Source organism: Actinomadura rugatobispora (genome assembly GCF_042656285.1).
GTDB lineage: Bacteria > Actinomycetota > Actinomycetes > Streptosporangiales > Streptosporangiaceae > Spirillospora > Spirillospora rugatobispora.
Genome location: NZ_JBHSON010000113.1, coordinates 15,037 through 33,380, shown reverse-complemented (window position 1 = coordinate 33,380; position 18,344 = coordinate 15,037). Strand labels below are relative to the sequence as shown.

Here is an 18,344-nt window from a genome sequence, read left to right as displayed (position 1 = left end):
CGGGCCGTGCTCCGCGGGCGGCGGCCCGTCGGCGCCGGACGCGGGCGCCGCGGCGGCGTAGCGCAGCACGCCGACGGCGGTCGCGGCCACGCTGACCGCGCCGAGCGTCCACGTGCACCACCACGGCACGCCGAACTCGTGCAGCCCGGCCGACACGCCCGCGCCGATCCCGGCGACCACGGCGACGGGGGCGGCCAGGCGCGGCGCCCCGCTCCAGGTCCGCACCGCCGCGTCCCGCCACAGTTCGCGCCCCGCGACGCCGGCGGCGGTCTCCGTGCGACTCCCGGTGCGGCTCCTCGTGCGGCGCCACCGGGCGTAGGCGAGGCCCGCCGCCGCCGTCGCGGCGGCCCACACGGCGAGCATCGCCCAGGTGGGCGGGTCGAGCGGCAGGCTGAGGTGGTAGACCAGCGTCCACAGCGCGAAGGCGATCACCAGCCCGTCGGTGCCGCGGTCGAGTACCCGCGTGAGGGGCGCGTCCCGCGCGGCAGGACCCGCCGCCTCCCCCCGCCGCTGCGCCGCCTGCTCGTCAACGCGGACCATGCCGCTCCCCGATCGTGATCGCCAACCCGGATGAACCTGAACTATGGGACGTCTCAGGCGTTCCCCGAGTTTACTTGTCAAAACTGGCCAGAAATGGGTGCTGACCTGCGGCGATATCGACCTCAACATCCCGATGTGGTGTGATACAGACGGAACTACTGCGCTATACGGGACGCACATGCTGTGATGGGGGCCATACGGACGCCCGCGCGGCAGGGCGCGGGCTCGTGGAATGGGAAGTGATGCCCGGTGCGCCATGCGTTCGGATTCCTGCTCGGCGTCCTGCTGACCCCCGCGCTGGCCTACGGCGCGGCCTGGGGCTACGTCCAGGCCGGGCAGTCCTTCGACGGGGCCGGACAGGAGATCACCGACAGCACCCGGATGTACGGCGCGTTCGCCCTCCTCGCGGCGGTGGGCCTGGTCACCGGAGTGATCATCGTGGCCCGCTGGGCGTCGCCGCTGGTGTCGCTGGTGCCCGCGCTGGCGCTGCTGGGCCTGTCGGTCTACTTCCTCGTCGACCCCGGCGGGATGCTCGACCTGCCCGGGAAGGTGCCCCCGGCCGGAGACCTCGACTTCGGGCTGCGGATGCTGATGGGCTCGGGGATCTACGCGATGATGGGCTTCGCGCTGCTGATGCCGACCTGGGCGCCGCGCCGCTGGGGGGCCGACCGCGAGGACGAGGAGGAGGCCGCGGAGGCGTACTACTCCGCCGTCGGGCGCTGACCGGCCCCGCCGGGCGTCACGGCGCCACCGGGCGGCCGGGACGCTCGTACGCATGATCTCCACGGTAGAGGCGGGCGACCACTTCTTCGATATCGGCGTCCCGCAGCGCGATGTCCCGCACCTCGTACCGGTCCGCCAGCGCCGCCACGACGGCCGCCGCGTTGGCCGTGCGGGGCAGCCGCAGCCACTGCCGCGGCCCCTCGGCCGCCACCACCTCCACCTCCGGGAGCGCCACCGGCGGGCCCGGCCTGGCCAGCTCCACCACCAGCACCCGGTCGGCGTCCACGGTCTCGCGCAGCCGGTCCAGATCCCCGTCGTAGGCGAGCCGGCCGTGATCGATGATCAGGACGCGCCGGCACAGCCGCTCGATGTCGCCCAGGTCGTGCGTGGTGAGCAGGATCGTGGTGCCCCGCTCGGCGTTGAGCCGCTCCAGGAACTCGCGGACCGTCGCCTTGCTGACCACGTCCAGGCCGATCGTCGGCTCGTCCAGCACCAGCAGCTCGGGATCGTGCAGCAGCGCCGCCGCCAGGTCGCCGCGCATCCGCTGGCCCAGGCTCAGCTGGCGCACCGGGGTGTCCAGGAACGGCTCCAGCTCCAGCAGCGCGGTCAGCTCGGCCAGCCGGGTCCGGTGCGCGACCGGCTCCACCCGGTACAGGCGGCGGATCAGGGCCAGGCTGTCGCGCAGCGGCAGGTCCCACCACAGCGTGGTGCGCTGCCCGAAGACCACGCCGATCCGCCGGGCCAGCGCGGTGCGCTGCCGGGACGGGTCCAGCCCGCACACCCGCACCCGGCCCGAGGACGGGGTGAGGATCCCGGTCAGCATCTTGATCGTGGTCGACTTCCCCGCGCCGTTGGGCCCCAGGTAGCCGACGAACTCCCCGCGCCCGACGGTGAACGACACCTCGCGCACGGCCCGCACCGCCGTCCGGGAGCGGCGGATCCGGCGCCCCTCGCGCCTGCGCACGGTGAATGCCTTGGAGACGCCCTCGACCTCGATCATCCCGCCCTCTACCTCTCCGTCGCCCCATCGGCTCCGCCGGCTCCGTCAGCTCCCCGTCGAGCGGTAGCGGCGCAGCCCGGCCCGCCAGGCCAGCGCCGCCGCCGCGCACACCGCCACGGCCACCGCCGGCGAGGCGAACCGCAGCCACCCCGGCAGCCCCGCGGGGTCGGGCCGGTCCAGCACGTACAGCGCCGGCTGCCAGTTCACGAACGCCAGCGGCACGACGAACGTCAGCCCGCGCACCAGGTCGCGGGCGAACACGCTCATCGGGTACTGGGTGAGGAACGAGCCGCCGTTGGTGATCGACTTGGTGGCCGCGTGCCCGTCGATCATCACGAACTGCACCGAGGCCGTCAGCACCCACAGCCCGCCGAAGATGGCGGCGCCCGCCAGCACCATCACCGGGACCATCGCGATCCGCCCGGCGTCCCAGGGCGCCTCCAGCCGCGGCAGCACCAGCGCCAGCACGGCCACCGCGGGGATCAGCTTGCCCAGCCGCCGCGGCGAGAAGTCCTCGGTGGCGATCTGGATCAGCGGGCTCACCGGCCGCACCAGCATCGGGTCCAGCGAACCCGTGCGGATGTGCCGGCCCAGCCGGTCGGTGGTGCCGAGCAGCACGTCGCCCAGCGCGAAGGCCAGCGCCGAGGTGCCGTACAGGAAGATCACCTCGACCGCCGAGAAGCCGGCGATCGTCGGGGTCCGGGAGAACATCAGCACGATCGCGGCCAGGTCCAGGGCGCCGACCGCGGCCGTGGCCAGGCTGAGCAGCAGCATCGACACCGGGTACCGCGCGGCGGCCCGGACCCAGGTCCAGGCGAGCAGGCCGTACATGCGGACCGTCCGGTCGTAGACCTCGGCCGGCAGGCCCGGGCGGCGCGCCGTCCCCTCAGCCACCGTGGATCACCAGCCTCCGCCGTACCGCCAGCGTCAGCGCGCGGCCGGCCGCCAGCAGCGCGACCGCCCACGCCGCCTGGAACGCCAGCGCCTCCACCAGGCCCGTCCCGGTGTGCTTGCCGAGGAAGACGTCGGCGGGGACCTGGATCAGCGCGGCCCACGGCGTCGCCTGCGCGAACCCGCCCAGCCATCCGGGAAAGGCCACCAGCGGCAGGATCAGGCCGGAGAAGAACATCGCCAGGATCAGCGAGACCGACTGCAGCCCCCGGTCGTCGTGCAGCCAGAACATGGCCAGCGCGACCAGGTAGCGGAGGCCGAAGCCCACCAGCACCGCCAGCAGGAGCGCCAGCGAGAACGCCGCCAGCCCCCACGGCCCCGGAAAGCGCAGCTCGAAGACGACCGCCCCGGCCGCCAGCGGAGGTCCGCCCCGCAGCAGCAGGGCCGCGACCGCGCGCGCCAGGTCGTCGGCCAGCCACCAGCCCTGCAGGTCGACGGGACGGTGCAGGTCGATCGCCACGTCCCCGCTGCGGATCCGCTCGGTCAGCTCGAGCCCGCCGAACAGCTGCACGGGGCCGATGAGGGCCTGGGTGAGGAAGCAGAAGGTGACCGCGTCCGCCACCTCGTAGCCGCCCAGGGACGGGCGCTCGTTCCACAGGGCGATGAGGATGTAGGCGCGGATGAACCCGAACACGGTGTTGGTGACCGCCTCCGCGACGGCGCCCAGCGGGTAGGCGGTGTGCCGCCTGAACGCGTACCACGCGACCCACGGAAAGACGCCCACTCGCCGTGAGCATACGGCCCGGAGGTCCGCCACGCGACTCGCGCCGGGGCCGGTCCGTGGTGACCGGGACGTCAGAAGGCCCCTCCTCCGGGTGTAGGGACGGAGGAGGGGCCTTCCTCGTGCCGACCGGGGCTGGGTCGGCTTTCCTCAGTGAGCTTCAGGACCGGCCCTCAGGACCGGGCCGTCAGGACTGAGGAAGCGGTGAGGGGACCGCGGCCGATGACGGCGGCCTAGTGGAACTGGGCCTCCTCGGTGGAGCCCTTGAGGGCGGTGGTCGAGGAGTCCGGCGCGATCGCCGTGCTGACCTGGTCGAAGTAGCCGGTGCCGGCCTCGCGCTGGTGCTTGACCGCCGAGAAGCCGCGGTCGACCGCCGCGAACTCGCGCTCCTGCAGGTCGACGTAGGCCGTCATGCCCTCGCGGGCGTAGCCGTGCGCCAGGTCGAACATGCCGTAGTTGAGCGCGTGGAAGCCGGCCAGCGTGATGAACTGGAACTTGAAGCCCATGTGGCCGAGCTCGCGCTGGAACTTGGCGATGGTCGAGTCGTCCAGGTGCTTCTTCCAGTTGAACGACGGCGAGCAGTTGTAGGCCAGCATCTGGTCGGGGTACTCGGCCTTGACCGCCTCGGCGAACTTGCGCGCGACCTCCAGGTCGGGCGTGCCGGTCTCCATCCAGATGAGGTCGGAGTGCGGCGCGTAGGCCTTGGCGCGGGCGATGCAGGGCTCGATGCCGTTGCGGACCCGGTAGAAGCCCTCGCCGGTGCGCTCGCCGGTGAGGAACTCGCGGTCGCGCTCGTCCACGTCCGTGGTGATCAGGGTCGCGGCCTCGGCGTCGGTCCGCGCGATGATCAGGGACGGGACGCCGGCGATGTCGGCGGCCAGCCGGGCGGTGTTGAGGGTCTTGACGTGCTGCGAGGTCGGGATGAGGACCTTCCCGCCCAGGTGCCCGCACTTCTTCTCGGAGGCCAGCTGGTCCTCCCAGTGCACCCCCGCCGCACCGGCGGCGATCATGCCCTTCATCAGCTCGAAGGCGTTGAGCACGCCGCCGAACCCGGCCTCGGCGTCGGCGACGATGGGCGCCAGGAAGTGGGTGTCGCCCGAGCCCTCCGACCACTGGACCTGGTCGGCGCGCAGCAGCGCGTTGTTGATCCGGCGGACCACGGCCGGGACCGAGTTGGCCGGGTAGATGCTCTGGTCGGGGTAGGTCTGGCCGGCCAGGTTGGCGTCGGCGGCGACCTGCCAGCCCGACAGGTAGATGGCCTTGAGGCCGGCCTTGACCTGCTGGACGGCCTGCATGCCGGTCAGCGCGCCGAGGGAGTGGACGTAGTCCTCCTCGTGCAGCAGCTTCCACAGGCGCTCGGCGCCGAGCCGCGCCAGGGTGTGCTCCTCCTGGACCGAGCCGCGCAGGCGGATGACGTCCTCGGCGGTGTAGGTCCGCTCGATGCCCTTCCAGCGCTCGTCGGTCTCCCACTGCTTCTGCAGCTCGTCGGCTGCGCCCTTGAGGCGACTGTCGCTCATGATGTGCCCTTCTGTGTCGTCCCCTGGGTGCTTGCCTCGACTATGCCCCGGCCGCAACCCCCGGATGAACTCGCAAGTAACAGAAGAACTGCGAAATTTCCGGTAATCTGAAGCTGTGACGACCTTGCGGCCAGAAGAACCCCTCAACTTGACGAGCGACGTAGACCTCGTCACCTTCGGGCAGCGGCTGCGGCATCTGCGGCGCGCCCGCGGCATGACGCTGTCGGATCTCGGCGAGCGCGTCGGCCGGGCCCCCTCCCAGCTCTCCCTGCTGGAGAACGGCCGGCGCGAGCCCAAGCTGTCGCTGCTGCAGGCCCTGGCCACCGCGCTGGAGGTCCCGGTCGAGGAGCTGCTGCGCCGGCAGCCGCCCAGCCGCCGCGCGCAACTGGAGATCGCGCTGGAGGAGGCGCAGCGCGACCCGCTGTACCGCTCCCTCGGGGTGTCCCACCTCAAGGTCAGCAAGCGGCTGCCCAACGAGGTGATCGAGCACATCCTCGCCCTGTACGGCGAGCTGCGGCGCAGCCGCACCAAGCCCACCGCCAGCCCCGAGGAGGCGCGCAAGGCCAACGCCGAGCTGCGCCGCCAGATGCACGAGCGCGGCAACTACTTCCCCGAGATCGAGCGGGTCGCCACCCAGACCCTGGACGCGATCGGCTACCGGGGCGGGGCGGTGTCGCAGGGCATGCTGATGACCCTGGTCAACCACTTCGGGTTCGGGCTGCAGTACGTCCAGGACCTGCCGCGCTCGGTCCGCTCGATCACCGACCTGCGCAACCGCCGCATCTACCTGGAGCGCGAGCAGCTGGGCATGCACACGCCCCGCACCATCCTGCTCCAGACGCTCGGGCACATCGCCCTGGACCACGACGTGCCCAAGGATTTCGCCGACTTCCTGCGCCAGCGGGTGGAGGCCAACTACTTCGGCGCGGCGATGATGATGCCGGAGCGGGCCGTCGTCCCCTACCTGCAGGAGGCCAAGGAGGCGCGCGAGCTGTCGGTGGAGGACCTGGCCGACGTGTTCTCGGTGTCGTACGAGATGGCCGCCCACCGCTTCACCAACGTGGCGACCCACCACCTGGACCTGCAGCTGCACTTCACCAAGAACGACGAGAACGGCACCATCTACAAGGCCTACGCCAACGACGGCCTGATCTTCCCGCAGGACGAGGACGGCGCCATCGAGGGCCAGCGGATGTGCCGCCAGTGGGCCGGCCGGCACGTCTTCCAGACCGCCGACCGCTTCTCGGTCTACTACCAGTACACCGACACCCCGACCGGGACGTACTGGTGCCTGTCGCACATCGACCCCAGCCACGAGCGCGACTTCGCGATCACCCTGGGGGTGCGGTTCGAGGACTCCCGCTGGTTCCGCGGCCGGGAGACCACCAACCGGGTGCGGTCGGCCTGCCCGGACGGCGACTGCTGCCAGCGGCCGCCGGTGGAGCTGGCCGAACGCTGGGAGGGCATGGCCTGGCCGTCGGCGCGCGCCCACTCCCACGTGCTCTCGGTGCTGCCCCCCGGGGCCTTCCCGGGGGTGGACGAGGCGGATGTTTACACCTTCTTGGACCGGCATGCCGCCGAATGACCGATGTGTTGTCCCGACGTTAAGTTCTCGGGTCGGCTCGAACGGGCCCGTTCCAACGGTGAATCATCTGCGGTGACATGGCGTTTCCTGTTCTAAGGACGTCTTTGTCCCCCCGGACGATCCCGACGGAAGGGAGATCGCGTGCTGCCTGAGGTCGCGTCGTGGTGGCGCCGCCGTACCAGCGATACGGCGGACTGGCCCCTCGACACCCTGCTCGCGGCGAAGGGCGCCACCAGGATCAGCGTGGTGCTGCCCGCCCGCGACGAGGAGGAGACGGTGGGCGCCATCGTCGCCGCCATCCGAGCCGAACTGATCGATCAGGCCCCCCTGGTCGACGAGATCGTGGTGATCGACTCCCGGTCCACCGACCGCACGGCGGAGGTGGCCGCGGCCGCCGGCGCCGAGGTGGTCGCGCAGGACTCCGTGCTGCCGGAGACGGGCCGGATGTCGGGGAAGGGGGAGGCGCTGTGGAAGTCCCTCGCGGCCACCCGGGGCGATCTGATCGTTTTCGTGGACGCCGATCTGCGCGGCTTCTCCACCGCCTACGTCACCGGCCTGCTCGGCCCGCTGCTCACCGATCCGTCGGTGGGCTACGTCAAGGGCTGCTACGACCGCCCGCTGGTCAACGGCGAGCTCAAGGTCGAGGGCGGCGGCGGGCGCGTCACCGAGCTGGTCGCCCGGCCGCTGATCAACCTGCACTGGCCGCTGCTGGCGGGCGTCATGCAGCCCCTGGGCGGGGAGTACGCCGGCCGCCGCGCCCTGCTGGAACGGCTGCCCTTCGTCACCGGGTACGGCGTGGAGCTGGGCCTGCTCCTCGACGTGTTCCAGGACGCGGGGCTGGACGCCATCGCCCAGGTCGACCTCGGCCGCCGGGTCCACTCCCACCAGTCCAACGAGGCTCTCGGCGCGATGTCGTCGCAGATCCTGCTGACCGCCTGGTCGCGCCTGCAGCGGCACGGCCGGATGCTCCCGCTGGAGGCACCCTCCACGGCGCTGACCCAGTTCCGCCGCGGCCCGGGCGGCCATGACGCGCACGTCCGCGACGTGAGCGTGGGCGAGCGCCCGCCCATGGCCGAGGTCCCCGGTTACGTCTCGGCGCGCCGCCCGCTGCTCTCCTGACCCGCCCCGGCCGACGGCGTCCGGGGCGCCCTCGCTTGATGCCGGCAGCAGCGTCGCTGCCGCATCGGGTGCGGTCCGCCGCCGGCGCCCGCGGGGCCACCGGCGGCCCGCCGTCCGCGATCACTCCTCGGGTGAGTGTTCTCCGGCGATCTTTGTGCGGATCCGCGTATATCCGCTCGCTCTCTGTGACTCTTCCCATGCTGTCCCCCTTGTCGGCGGGCCTCGGTGCTACCGTTGGTAACAGCAAATATTGGAGAGAGGGTCAATAACGATGACGAGCACCGAGCCGAAGCCGTTCTCGATCGACCTCGGCGAGGACGTGCGCGAGGTCCGGCAGTGGGTCCACGAGTTCGCGCGCGATGTGATCCGTCCCGCCGCCGAGGAGTGGGACGAGCGCGAGGAGACCCCCTGGCCGCTGATCCAGGAGGCCTCCAAGGTCGGCCTCTACTCGCTGGACTTCTTCGCCACCCAGTGGCTGGAGCCCACCGGCCTCGGCATCCCGGTCGCCTTCGAGGAGCTGTTCTGGGGCGACGCCGGGATCGCGCTGTCGATCGTGGGCACCGGCCTGGCCGCCGCCTCCGTCGCCGCCGTCGGCACCCCCGAGCAGACCGCCGAGTGGGTCCCGCAGATGTTCGGCACCCCCGACGACGTCAGGCTGGGCGCGTTCTGCGCCTCCGAGCCGGACGCGGGCAGCGACGTGGGCGCCATCCGCACCCGCGCCGTCTACGACGAGGCGAAGGACGAGTGGGTGATCGACGGCACCAAGACCTGGGCCACCAACGGCGGCATCGCCGACGTGCACGTGGTGGTCGCCTCGGTGCACCCCGAGCTGGGCAGCCGCGGCCAGGCCAGCTTCATCGTGCCGCCCGGCACCCCCGGGCTGAGGCAGGGGCAGAAGTTCAAGAAGCACGGCATCCGCGCCTCGCACACCGCCGAGGTGATCCTGGACGGCGTCCGCGTCCCCGCCGGGCTGATCGTCGGCGGCAAGGAGAAGTTCGACGAGCGGATCGCCCGGGTGCGCGAGGGCAAGAGCGCCAAGGGCCAGGCCGCCATGAAGACCTTCGAGACCACCCGGCCCTCGGTGGGCGCCATGGCGCTGGGCGTGGCCCGCGCCGCCTACGACTACGCGCTGCAGTACGCCCGGGAGCGCGAGCAGTTCGGCCGCAAGATCGGCGACTTCCAGGCCGTCGCGTTCAAGCTGGCCGACATGAAGTGCCAGGTCGACGCCGCCCGGCTGATGGTGTGGCGGGCCGCGTGGATGGCCCGCACCGGCAAGGAGTTCGAGAACGCCGAGGGCTCCATGGCCAAGCTCATGGCCAGCGAGGCGGCCGTCCGGGTCACCGAGGAGGCCATCCAGATCCTCGGCGGCAACGGCTACACCCGCGAGTACCCGGTCGAGCGGATGCACCGGGACTCCAAGATCTTCACCATCTTCGAGGGGACCAGCGAAATTCAGCGGCTGGTCATCGGCCGTACCATCACCGGACTTCCGGTCCGATGACCGTTCGGTCATGTCCGAGCCCATACCCGGCGACCGCCTTGTCTGGGGACGCGGTTGGCCACATCTTTACCCGGCCCTCCTCGCCCGGCCGTCCGCCGCGGCGGAGAGCGATCATGAACGTTGCCCGGCCGCCGGTCCCCGGCCCCGGTAGTAGCGTACGGTTCTGACCATGGCGACCACGGGCACGGCGAGGGCGGGATCGCGGCGCGATCCCGACCGGCGGCGTGCCCTGCTCGAGGCGGCCGACCGGGTCATCCAGCGGGAGGGCCCGGAGGCGTCGATGGCGGCCATCGCGGCGGAGGCGGGGATCAGCAAGCCGATCCTCTACCGCCACTTCGGCGACAAGAGCGGGCTCTACCAGGCGCTGGCCGGGCGGCACACGCGGCGGCTGGTGGAGGGCATCCGGGCGGAGTTCTCCCGCTCCGGCTCGGTGCGCGCCCGCACCCGCTCCACCATCGACACCTACCTGGCCACCGTCTCGGCGAACCTGAACCTCTACCGCTTCCTGATGCACCGTGCCAGCGCGGAGGACGCCGCCACGCACAGCGTGATGAGCACCATGATCCGCGAGGTGAGCCGGGAGTTGGCCGAGGTGATGATCGCCGAGGGGGACGGGATCGACCCGACCCGCGCCTATGTGTGGGGGCACGCCGTCGTCGGTATGGTGCAGACCGCCGGCGACTGGTGGCTCGACCACGCCGGGGAGGTGCCCCGCGCGATGGTCGTCGACAGCCTCGCCGACCTGATCCTGGCGGGACTGCCCGGGGGGCTGCCCCGGCGTCCCGCCGAGACGTGCCACGAACGATGATCTCCGAGGTGACTGTGCAGACCGACCTGAGGCCCGAACCCTCCGTCGTGACCGAGCGGCGGCCGTGGGGGAGCTTCGAGCGCTTCACCCTGAACGAGCCGTCCACGGTGAAGCTGATCCACGTGGAGCCGGGCCAGCGGCTGAGCCTGCAGCGCCACCGCGACCGCGACGAGCTGTGGGTGGCGCTCGACCCGGGCGCGGTGTTCGAGGTGGCCGGGCGCCGGATCGAGCCGGAGGTCGGCGAGCGGGTGCTGATCCGGGCCGGCGACACCCACCGGCTGAGCTCCTCGGGCCCCGCCGTGCGCGTCATGGAGATCGCCTTCGGCCACTTCGACGAGGACGACATCGAGCGGCTCGAGGACTCCTACGGGCGCGCCTGACCCGCCCGCCGCCCCGCGTGCCAGGATGGGGAAAGCGATCACTTATCCGGGTGGTCGCCCCGACGGCTGGGAGTGCGGATGGATCTGGAGGGGCTGGCCGGCCCGCTGGCCGGTGTGCTCGCCGAACGGTACGGCCCGGGAGTCGGCGTCCACGGCCTGAGCAGGGCCGAGGGCGGCGCCTCCCGGATCACCTGCGCGTTCGAGGCGGTCACCGCGGCCGGGGAGACCCGTCCGCTGATCCTGCGGCTGGGCACCGAGGGCGCCCTGGCCGGGGCGCCGCTGACGCGCGAGGCCGAGCTGATGCGGGCGGCGGCCGCCGCGGGCGTGCCCAGCCCCGAGGTGATCGCGGCGGGTGGTGACGACGGCCCGCTCGGCGCCGAGTTCGTGGTGATGGAGCGGATCGAGGGCGAGAGCATCCCGCGCCGCATCCTGCGCGATCCGGGGCTGGCCGCCGTCCGCGGCCGGCTGGCCGCCCAGTGCGGCGAGATCCTCGCGGCCGTGCACCGCATCCCGGTGGACGCCGTCGACGGCCTCGACCGCGCCGACCAGCTCCGCACCTGGCTGGACGTCCTGGACGAGATCGGCGAGCCGCACCCGGCGCTGGAGCTCGCCCTGCGCTGGCTGGACCGCAACCGCCCGCCCGCCAGGCCGCCAGCCGTCGTGCACGGCGACTTCCGCAACGGCAACTTCATCGTCGGCCCCGACGGCATCCGCGCGGTGCTGGACTGGGAGCTGGTCCACGTGGGCGACCCGATCGAGGACCTCGGCTGGCTGTGCGCGAAGGCCTGGCGGTTCGGATCCGCGCAGCCCGTCGGCGGGTTCGGCCCCTACGAGCAGCTCATCGAGGCCTACGAGAAGGCCGGCGGCGGCGCGGTGGACCGCGACGAGCTGCACTGGTGGGAGATGTTCGGCGTGGCGCGCTGGGGCATCATCTGCGCCATGCAGGCGCGGCGCCACCTGTCGGGCGGGGAGCGGTCGGTGGAGCTCGCCGTCCTGGGACGGCGCGTCGCCGAGAACGAGTGGGACGTGCTGCAGATGCTGCCCTAGCGGACCCCGGTCGGCGCTAGCGTCCGTCAGCCCCGGTGAGGTGCGCGTACACGATGAGGTTGTCGCTGTAGGAGCGGTCGGCCCTGTCGTACTTCCCGCCGCACGTGATGAGGCGCAGCCCGGCGTAGCGCACCTTCCCGTACACACGCGCGCGCGGGAACTCCCATTTGGGCACGCGTTCCATCGCGTCCACGCGGAACACCGCGACACTGCGGTCGTGCCGGGTCACCTTGATGCGCGCTCCCGGGCGGATCTCGTGCAGTTTGTGGAAGACGGCGGGGCCGCCCAGGTCGTCGTAGTGGCCGAGGACGACGGACGGCCCGCGGCTGCCGGGGGGAGGGCCGTGCTCGTACCAGCCCGTGCGCTCGGGCCGGTTCAGCGGCGGGACGCCGACCGTGCCGTCCCGGTTGAGCCCGACCCGCATCACCGGCGCGTCCACGCCGATGCCGGGGATCTCGATCCGGGACGGGGGAGAGGCGGGGAGCGCGTCGCCGTCGGGGATGTGCCAGAGCGCGCGCGGCCCGCCGAAGTCGCGGTAGTGCACGCCCGGCTCGCGGTCGCGCGCGCCGTGGCCCACCGCGAGGGCGCCCGCGACGGCCAGCAGCGCCGCGACGGCGTACCCGCCGTTACGGCCTCCCATGGGCAGCCCGGGAGCGCATCAGCGCCATCGCGCCGACTCCGCCGGCGCACGCCAGCAGCGCCAGGCCCGTCAGCGTCCACCCCAGGCGGTCCGGCTGCGCTCCGCCGCCGCCCGTCTTGGCCCAGCCGCGCGGCTCGCGCGGCTCGAAGGGTTTCCGGCGGACCGGCGCGGTCACGCTGACCAGGCCCTCCTGGGTGAAGCCGGAGCCGAAGCAGGTGGTCTTGATCCGATAGCCGCCCGCGCGGTCGCGGACGATGCGGGCCCGCACGCTGAACCAGCCGTCGCTCACCTTGCCCGTGCCTCGGGCGGCGCCGCTGACGGTCACCCTGCGGTCGTCGATCTGGCAGGCGCCGGACACGGTGACCGAACGTCCCGCGCGGACGGTCGCGGGCGCGATGTCGAGGTCGTCGGAGCGCGCGGCCGGGGCGAGAGCGACCCCCGGGGCGAACGCGGCCACGGTCAGCGTGGCGGCGGTGACGGTCCGTGCGCGTACGGTGGCGACCCTCATCGGTGCTCTCACCCTCCGTGTCCCCTGTCTCCTGCGGTGGCGCGGGCCCGCCGGGGGCTCGCGGGCGCGGGACGGCCCAAAGCGGTGAACGGCGCCGCCCGGCACCGTTCACCGCCGTGGGTGATTCCCGAGCCTGCCCTCGCTCAAGGCGTCGCCGCGGCTATCTTTGCCGACTCTTGGCGAGTCTCGCGGGCCCGGCGCGGCGGAGGGGCGGGACACGTCCTGTTCTGAGCGGATTGTCAGGCGGGCGTCGGCGCGGGAGGGGCGGTGCCGCCCGCCGCGTCCGCGAAGTGGCAGGCGACCGGGCGGCCCAGGCCGCCGTGCACCGCCAGCTCGGGCGCCTTCTCGGCGCACACGTCCGCGGCCATGTAGCAGCGGGTGCGGAAACGGCACCCGCTCGGCGGCGAGGCGGGCGAGGGCACGTCGCCGGCGAGCACGATCTCGCCGTCCGCCGCGCCGTCCCCGCCGGTGCCCGGCCGGTCGTGCACCGACGGCGCCGCCGACAGCAGCGCCCGCGTGTACGGGTGCTGCGGATCCGCGAAGACCTCGGCGGCATCGCCCTGCTCGACGATCGTGCCCAGGTACATGACCGCGACCTCGTGCGCGACGTGCCGCACCACGTCCAGGTCGTGCGAGATGAACAGGTAGGCGACGCCCAGATCGGCCTGGAGCTCGGCGAGCAGGTTGAGGATCTGGGCCCGCACCGACACGTCCAGCGCCGACACCGCCTCGTCGCACACGATCAGCTTCGGCCGCGGCGCCAGCGCGCGGGCGATGGCGACCCGCTGGCACTGGCCGCCGGACAGCTCGTGCAGGTGCCGCGCGCCGTGCTCGGCGCGCAGCCCGACCAGGTCGAGCAGCCGGGCGACCTCGGCGCCGTACCGGTCGCGCGGGACGATCCCGGGGTGGACGCGCCACCCCTCGGAGATGACCGCCGCGACCGTCATCCGCGGATTGAGGGAGGTGTAGGGGTCCTGGAAGACCATCTGGAGGTCGCGGCTCAGCCGCCGGCGGCGCCGCGGCGGGGTGGCGGCCAGGTCGTGCCCGGCGAACTCGATCGACCCGGCGAACGCGGGGCGCAGCCCGACGATCGCCCGGGCCAGCGTCGACTTGCCGCACCCCGACTCGCCCACGATCCCCAGGGTCCGCCCGGCCCGCACGGTGAGGTCGATCCCGGCGACCGCGCGGACGCGCTCGCGCCCGAACCCGCGGCCGCCGCGCCGCTCGTACCCGGCCTCCAGGCCGCGGACCCGCAGGACGACCCCGGGGCCGGCGGTCTCGGTCGTGGTGCTCATCGTGCCTCCGGAGCCTCGGCCAGGACGGCGGTGGAGTTGTGGCAGGCCACGGCCCGGCCCGCGGCGGCGTCCCCGCCGTCGAGGGGGAGCAGCGGCGGGTCGTCGGTCAGGCACGCGGCGGTGGCGAACGGGCAGCGCGGATGGAACGCGCACCCGCCCGGCAGCCGCCGCGGGTCCGGGGGCTGCCCGGGGATCGGCCGCAGCCGTCCCGCCGCCGTGCCGGGATCGGGGACGGCGCGCAGCAGCCCGAGCGTGTACGGGTGCGCGGGCCGCGTGTAGACCGGGTCGAGGGGGCCCTGCTCGACGATGCGGCCGGCGTACATCACCGCGACCTCCTGGGCGACCCGCGCGACGACGCCGAGATCGTGCGAGACCAGCAGCGTCGCCAGTTCGGCCTCGCGCTGCCGGCGGGCGAGCAGCCGCAGGATCTGCGCCTGGACGGTGACGTCCAGCGCCGTGGTCGGCTCGTCGGCCAGCAGCACCTCCGGTCCGAGCGCCAGCGCCATCGCGATCACCGCGCGCTGCCGCATGCCGCCGGAGAACTCGTGCGGGTGGGCGTCGAAGCGGGACGCGGCGTCGGCGATGCCGACCTCGGTCATCAGCGCGACGGCCTTGGCGCGGGCGGTGCGCCGGTCGTCCCCGAGCCGGCGCCGGAACGGCTCGGCGACCTGCCGCCCGACGCTGAAGCCGGGGTTGAGGGCGGCCATCGGGTCCTGGAAGACCATCGCGACCCGGCGGCCCCGGACCTCCCGCCACCGCCGGGCGGAGAAGCAGGCGGTGTCCTCGCCGCCGAGGACGACGCCGCCCGCGGTGGCGGCGGCGCCGGGCGGGAGCAGGCCGATCAGGGCGAGCGAGGTCAGGCTCTTGCCGCAGCCGGACTCGCCGAGCAGCGCCAGCACCCGGCCCCGGCGCAGGGTCAGGCTGACGCCGCGGACGACGGGCACGGCGCGCCCGCCGGCGCCGAACCCGATGTGCAGGTCGCGCAGCTCGGCGGCGATCTCCCCGCCGGAGCCGGCGGGGACGGGGGCGGGGCGGGCGGTCGGGGTGGGAGGGGTGGTCATGGATGCCTCTCTCAGATCGCGGATCTCAGAGCTCAGATCTGCGTGCGCGGGTCGGCGATGTCGCGGAACGCGTCCCCGACGACGCCGACGCCGGTGACCACGGCGGCCAGCGCCAGCGCGGGCACCGTGGAGATCCACCAGGCGGAGCCGAGGTGGTCGCGGCCGGCCGAGACGGTCGCGCCCCACGAGGCGGCGTCGGCGGGGATGCCCAGGCCGAGGAAGCTCAGCGACGCCTCGGCGACCATGGTCAGGCCGATCTGCACGGTCGCGGCGACCAGCAGCGGCTGCCAGCAGGACGGCAGCACGTGCCGGAACAGGATGCGCGCGTGGCCCGCGCCGAGCACGCGGGCCGAGTCGACGAACTCCAGGTCCCGGGTGGCCAGCGCGGACGCCCGCACCACCCGGGCGAAGATGACCCAGCGGGTCACCGCCAGGGTGATGACGATGTTGGTGATGCTCGGGCCCAGCACCCCGGCGATCAGGATGGCCAGCAGGATCGAGGGGAAGGCCAGCTGGACGTCCCCGACCCGCGACAGCAGGGTGTCGAGCGGTCCGCCGAAGTAGCCCGAGACGAGCCCGGCCAGCAGCCCCACGGCGCCGCCGATCAGCACGGTCGCCAGCGCCACCGCGAGCGAGACCCGGCTCCCGGCGAGCAGGTTGGCGAGCATGTCCCGGCCCACCTGGTCGGTGCCGAGCCACGCGGTGCCGCCGGCGGTGGCCGAGCCGGGCGGCAGCAGCCGGTGCGCCAGGTCGGTGGCCACCGGGTCGTAGGGCCGCAGCCACGGCCCGGCGACGGCCGCCGCGACGAACAGCGCCAGCACCGCCAGCCCGGCCCAGGCCCGCGCGGGCAGCCGGTGGCGGAGCGCGGCGAGGGACCGCGTCCGGGACGGGCCGGGGGCGGTGGTCGCGACGGTGCTCATGCTGTGTCCTCGCTCATGCGGCGTCGGGGGTCAGGCGCGGGTCGAGCGCCACGTACAGGACGTCGACCAGCAGGTTCAACACGATGTAGGACAGTGTGACCGTCACGATCGCCGCCTCCACGACCGCGTAGTCCCGGTTGGTGATGGCGTCCACCATCAGCGAGCCGAGACCGGGCCAGGAGAAGACCACCTCGACGATCACCGCGTTGGCGATGAAGTTGCCCATCAGCAGGCCGAGCACGGTGACGACGGGGACGGCGATGTTGCGGGCCACGTGCACGTACATCACGGCGCCCTCGCCGGTGCCCTTGGCGCGGGCGGTACGGACGTAGTCCTTGGCCACCTCCTCCAGGGCGCCGTTGCGCACCAGCCGGGCCAGCCAGCCGACGAACGGCAGCGCCAGCGTCACCGCGGGCAGCACCACCGCCTCCGGCCCGCCGCCGGCGGTGCCCGGCAGCCAGTGCAGCTCCCGCGCGAACACCAGGATCAACACGATCCCGAGCCAGAACGACGGCAGCGCCTGCCCGACCAGCGAGCCGGTGGAGACCAGCAGGTCCAGCACCTTCCCGGGACGCCGGGCGCACGCCATGCCGAGCGGGAACCCGGCGCCGAGCGTGATGAGCAGGGCCAGCGCGGCCAGCGCCAGCGTGGCCGGGAACCGGTCCAGCACGGCGGACATGGCGCCGCCGCCCAGCCTCCAGGAGTCGCCGAAGTCCCCGCGCAGCACCTCGCCCATGTGGGTCAGGTACTGCTGCCACAGCGGCCGGTCCAGCCCGAAGTCCGCCCGCACCGAGGCGAGCTGGTCGGCGCTGGCGTCCGGCCCGAGGATGAGCGTCGCGGGATCGCCGGGCACGACCCGCACGACCACGAACACCAGGCTGATCGCGCCCAGGGCCACCACGGCGGCCTGGCCCGCGCGCCTGAGCAGGAACCGTCCCATCAGGGAACCTCCGTCCCGGTGGACCCCGTGGAACCAGTGGACGCCCGGACGACCACTTCGGCGGGCAGCAGCGTCGTCCGCGGCGCCCCCGTCGCGGCCTCGCCCCCCTCGCCGCCCATGCGCTCCAGCAGCCGGTCGACGGCGGTGGCGCCGACCTCGGCGGCGGGCAGCCGGACGGTGGTCAGCGGCGGGTTCAGGTACGCGGCGAACGGGTGGTCGCCGTGCCCGGCCACCGCCACGTCCCCGGGGACGGCCAGCCCGTGCTCGGTGAACGCGCGGTACACGCCCAGCGCGAAGTAGTCGTTGCCGGCGAGCACGGCGCTCCCGGGCCCGACCCGGGCGGCCAGTTCGCGCCCGATCGCGTAGGAGTCGACCGGGTCCCACGGCTGCGAGCTGGACTCGCGGCGCCGCGTGGGCACCCGGATGATGTGGTCGTCGCCGACGGTGACGCCGCGCTCGTCCAGCACGGTGCGGAACCCGCGGACGCGCTCGGCGACGGGGGAGATGTCCAGGTCCTCCTCGACCAGGTACAGGTCGCGGGCGCCGCCGTCCAGCAGCAGCCCGGTGGCGCGGCGGGCGCTGTCGTAGTAGTCGACGCCGACCAGGTCGGCGTCCAGTCCGGGCAGGTCGCGGTTGAGCAGCACGACGGGCGTGCCGGACCTGCGCAGCCGGTCCCAGTGGTCGGCGCCGTGCTGGACGGGCACGGCCAGGACCCCGTCCACGCCCCACCGCATCAGCTCCTCGGCGACGCGGCGCTCGTTGTCGACGCTGTCCTCGGTGACCATGAGCATCAGCGAGTAGCCGTGCACCCGGCCGCGCTCCTCGATCGCGCTGATCAGGCGGGCGTAGAACGGGTTGGACGGGTTGGTGATCACCAGCCCGATCGCCATCGCGTTCCGCAGCACCAGCGACCGGGCCATCGTGTTGGGCACGTAGCCGAGCCGCTCGGCCTCCCGCCGGACCCGCTCGCGGGTCTCCTCGCTGACCGCGTCCTTGCCCGCCAGCGCGCGCGAGACGGTGTTGACCGACAGGTCGAGCGCGGCGGCGATGTCGCGCAGGGTGGCCCTGCGTCGCGGGGTCATGGGGTC

Annotated in this window: 18 protein-coding genes and 1 pseudogene; 7 read left to right on the top strand and 12 right to left on the bottom strand. The window is 73.5% G+C overall.

Features of this window, described 5'->3' with window-relative positions; all coding sequences use genetic code 11:
* Positions 1 to 540: pseudogene (locus tag ACFPZN_RS48330) on the bottom strand (hypothetical protein); the annotation flags it as partial.
* Between the two features lie 249 nt (positions 541 to 789).
* On the opposite strand from ACFPZN_RS48330, the gene ACFPZN_RS48325 reads away from it, so the two are divergent.
* A complete protein-coding gene (locus ACFPZN_RS48325; protein WP_378290529.1) occupies positions 790 to 1,263 on the top strand; it encodes a hypothetical protein in 474 nt (157 codons plus the stop codon).
* A 16-nt stretch (positions 1,264 to 1,279) separates the two neighbouring features.
* Here the strand turns inward: ACFPZN_RS48325 and ACFPZN_RS48320 are convergent, their stop codons facing one another.
* From ACFPZN_RS48320 to aceA, 4 genes are all read right to left on the bottom strand, one after another.
* Positions 1,280 to 2,263: an ABC transporter ATP-binding protein gene (locus ACFPZN_RS48320; protein WP_378290527.1), complete on the bottom strand. Its 984-nt coding sequence runs from the start codon at positions 2,261 to 2,263 to the stop codon at positions 1,280 to 1,282.
* Positions 2,264 to 2,308: 45 nt separating this feature from the next.
* Positions 2,309 to 3,094, bottom strand: a complete 786-nt coding sequence (locus ACFPZN_RS48315; RefSeq protein WP_378290531.1) for an ABC transporter permease — start codon at positions 3,092 to 3,094, stop codon at positions 2,309 to 2,311.
* A gap of 55 nt (positions 3,095 to 3,149) precedes the next feature.
* Positions 3,150 to 3,938, bottom strand: coding sequence for an ABC transporter permease (locus tag ACFPZN_RS48310; protein ID WP_378290525.1), 789 nt, complete (start codon positions 3,936 to 3,938; stop codon positions 3,150 to 3,152).
* 230 nt (positions 3,939 to 4,168) lie between these two features.
* Positions 4,169 to 5,452, bottom strand: a complete 1,284-nt coding sequence (aceA, locus tag ACFPZN_RS48305) for an isocitrate lyase (RefSeq protein WP_378290523.1) — start codon at positions 5,450 to 5,452, stop codon at positions 4,169 to 4,171.
* Positions 5,453 to 5,600: 148 nt separating this feature from the next.
* On the opposite strand from aceA, the gene ACFPZN_RS48300 reads away from it, so the two are divergent.
* The 6 genes from ACFPZN_RS48300 to ACFPZN_RS48275 all read left to right on the top strand — a co-directional run bounded on the left by ACFPZN_RS48300 (position 5,601) and on the right by ACFPZN_RS48275 (position 11,892).
* Entirely contained in the window at positions 5,601 to 7,037 is a 1,437-nt protein-coding gene (locus tag ACFPZN_RS48300; protein ID WP_378290521.1) for a helix-turn-helix domain-containing protein, read from the top strand.
* Positions 7,038 to 7,178: 141 nt separating this feature from the next.
* Positions 7,179 to 8,156 (top strand): glucosyl-3-phosphoglycerate synthase, encoded by a 978-nt coding sequence (locus ACFPZN_RS48295; RefSeq protein ID WP_378290519.1) that lies wholly within the window; start codon positions 7,179 to 7,181, stop codon positions 8,154 to 8,156.
* Between the two features lie 271 nt (positions 8,157 to 8,427).
* Positions 8,428 to 9,657 (top strand): acyl-CoA dehydrogenase family protein, encoded by a 1,230-nt coding sequence (locus ACFPZN_RS48290; protein ID WP_378290517.1) that lies wholly within the window; start codon positions 8,428 to 8,430, stop codon positions 9,655 to 9,657.
* A 169-nt stretch (positions 9,658 to 9,826) separates the two neighbouring features.
* Positions 9,827 to 10,465, top strand: a complete 639-nt coding sequence (locus ACFPZN_RS48285; RefSeq protein WP_378290515.1) for a TetR family transcriptional regulator — start codon at positions 9,827 to 9,829, stop codon at positions 10,463 to 10,465.
* Between the two features lie 8 nt (positions 10,466 to 10,473).
* The gene (locus ACFPZN_RS48280; RefSeq protein ID WP_378290513.1) at positions 10,474 to 10,845 is read left to right on the top strand and encodes a phosphomannose isomerase type II C-terminal cupin domain; all 372 of its coding nucleotides are present in this window, start codon (positions 10,474 to 10,476) and stop codon (positions 10,843 to 10,845) included.
* A 78-nt stretch (positions 10,846 to 10,923) separates the two neighbouring features.
* Entirely contained in the window at positions 10,924 to 11,892 is a 969-nt protein-coding gene (locus ACFPZN_RS48275; RefSeq protein WP_378290511.1) for a phosphotransferase family protein, read from the top strand.
* Positions 11,893 to 11,908: 16 nt separating this feature from the next.
* Here the strand turns inward: ACFPZN_RS48275 and ACFPZN_RS48270 are convergent, their stop codons facing one another.
* The 7 genes from ACFPZN_RS48270 to ACFPZN_RS48240 form a co-directional block, all read right to left on the bottom strand.
* On the bottom strand, positions 11,909 to 12,532 hold the full coding sequence (locus ACFPZN_RS48270; protein WP_378290509.1) for a class F sortase: 624 nt from the start codon (positions 12,530 to 12,532) through the stop codon (positions 11,909 to 11,911).
* Positions 12,519 to 13,040 carry a hypothetical protein gene (locus ACFPZN_RS48265; RefSeq protein WP_378290507.1) on the bottom strand — a complete coding sequence of 174 codons (522 nt, stop codon included), beginning with the start codon at positions 13,038 to 13,040 and terminating at the stop codon, positions 12,519 to 12,521. The genes ACFPZN_RS48270 and ACFPZN_RS48265 overlap by 14 nt, the downstream gene beginning before the upstream one ends.
* Before the next feature lie 239 nt (positions 13,041 to 13,279).
* Positions 13,280 to 14,335 carry an ABC transporter ATP-binding protein gene (locus tag ACFPZN_RS48260; RefSeq protein WP_378290505.1) on the bottom strand — a complete coding sequence of 352 codons (1,056 nt, stop codon included), beginning with the start codon at positions 14,333 to 14,335 and terminating at the stop codon, positions 13,280 to 13,282.
* Positions 14,332 to 15,396: an ABC transporter ATP-binding protein gene (locus tag ACFPZN_RS48255; RefSeq protein ID WP_378290503.1), complete on the bottom strand. Its 1,065-nt coding sequence runs from the start codon at positions 15,394 to 15,396 to the stop codon at positions 14,332 to 14,334. Before ACFPZN_RS48255 ends, ACFPZN_RS48260 begins: the two co-directional genes overlap by 4 nt.
* 32 nt (positions 15,397 to 15,428) lie before the next feature.
* Positions 15,429 to 16,316, bottom strand: a complete 888-nt coding sequence (locus ACFPZN_RS48250) for an ABC transporter permease (RefSeq protein ID WP_378290501.1) — start codon at positions 16,314 to 16,316, stop codon at positions 15,429 to 15,431.
* 13 nt (positions 16,317 to 16,329) lie between these two features.
* Positions 16,330 to 17,256 (bottom strand): ABC transporter permease, encoded by a 927-nt coding sequence (locus ACFPZN_RS48245; protein WP_378290499.1) that lies wholly within the window; start codon positions 17,254 to 17,256, stop codon positions 16,330 to 16,332.
* Positions 17,256 to 18,338, bottom strand: coding sequence for a LacI family DNA-binding transcriptional regulator (locus ACFPZN_RS48240; RefSeq protein ID WP_378290497.1), 1,083 nt, complete (start codon positions 18,336 to 18,338; stop codon positions 17,256 to 17,258). Before ACFPZN_RS48240 ends, ACFPZN_RS48245 begins: the two co-directional genes overlap by 1 nt.
* Between the last annotated feature and the right edge of the window lie 6 nt (positions 18,339 to 18,344).

Excerpts from the sequence above, each read along its gene's own strand:
- ACFPZN_RS48320 (WP_378290527.1), bottom strand. The coding sequence starts at position 2,263 with ATGATCGAGGTCGAGGGCGTCTCCAAGGCATTCACCGTGCGCAGGCGC.
- ACFPZN_RS48315 (WP_378290531.1), bottom strand. The coding sequence starts at position 3,094 with ATGTACGGCCTGCTCGCCTGGACCTGGGTCCGGGCCGCCGCGCGGTAC.
- aceA (WP_378290523.1), bottom strand. The coding sequence starts at position 5,452 with ATGAGCGACAGTCGCCTCAAGGGCGCAGCCGACGAGCTGCAGAAGCAG.
- ACFPZN_RS48290 (WP_378290517.1), top strand. The coding sequence starts at position 8,428 with ATGACGAGCACCGAGCCGAAGCCGTTCTCGATCGACCTCGGCGAGGAC.
- ACFPZN_RS48285 (WP_378290515.1), top strand. The coding sequence starts at position 9,827 with ATGGCGACCACGGGCACGGCGAGGGCGGGATCGCGGCGCGATCCCGAC.
- ACFPZN_RS48275 (WP_378290511.1), top strand. The coding sequence starts at position 10,924 with ATGGATCTGGAGGGGCTGGCCGGCCCGCTGGCCGGTGTGCTCGCCGAA.
- ACFPZN_RS48270 (WP_378290509.1), bottom strand. The coding sequence starts at position 12,532 with ATGGGAGGCCGTAACGGCGGGTACGCCGTCGCGGCGCTGCTGGCCGTC.
- ACFPZN_RS48265 (WP_378290507.1), bottom strand. The coding sequence starts at position 13,040 with ATGAGGGTCGCCACCGTACGCGCACGGACCGTCACCGCCGCCACGCTG.
- ACFPZN_RS48260 (WP_378290505.1), bottom strand. The coding sequence starts at position 14,335 with ATGAGCACCACGACCGAGACCGCCGGCCCCGGGGTCGTCCTGCGGGTC.
- ACFPZN_RS48255 (WP_378290503.1), bottom strand. The coding sequence starts at position 15,396 with ATGACCACCCCTCCCACCCCGACCGCCCGCCCCGCCCCCGTCCCCGCC.
- ACFPZN_RS48250 (WP_378290501.1), bottom strand. The coding sequence starts at position 16,316 with ATGAGCACCGTCGCGACCACCGCCCCCGGCCCGTCCCGGACGCGGTCC.
- ACFPZN_RS48245 (WP_378290499.1), bottom strand. The coding sequence starts at position 17,256 with ATGGGACGGTTCCTGCTCAGGCGCGCGGGCCAGGCCGCCGTGGTGGCC.
- ACFPZN_RS48240 (WP_378290497.1), bottom strand. The coding sequence starts at position 18,338 with ATGACCCCGCGACGCAGGGCCACCCTGCGCGACATCGCCGCCGCGCTC.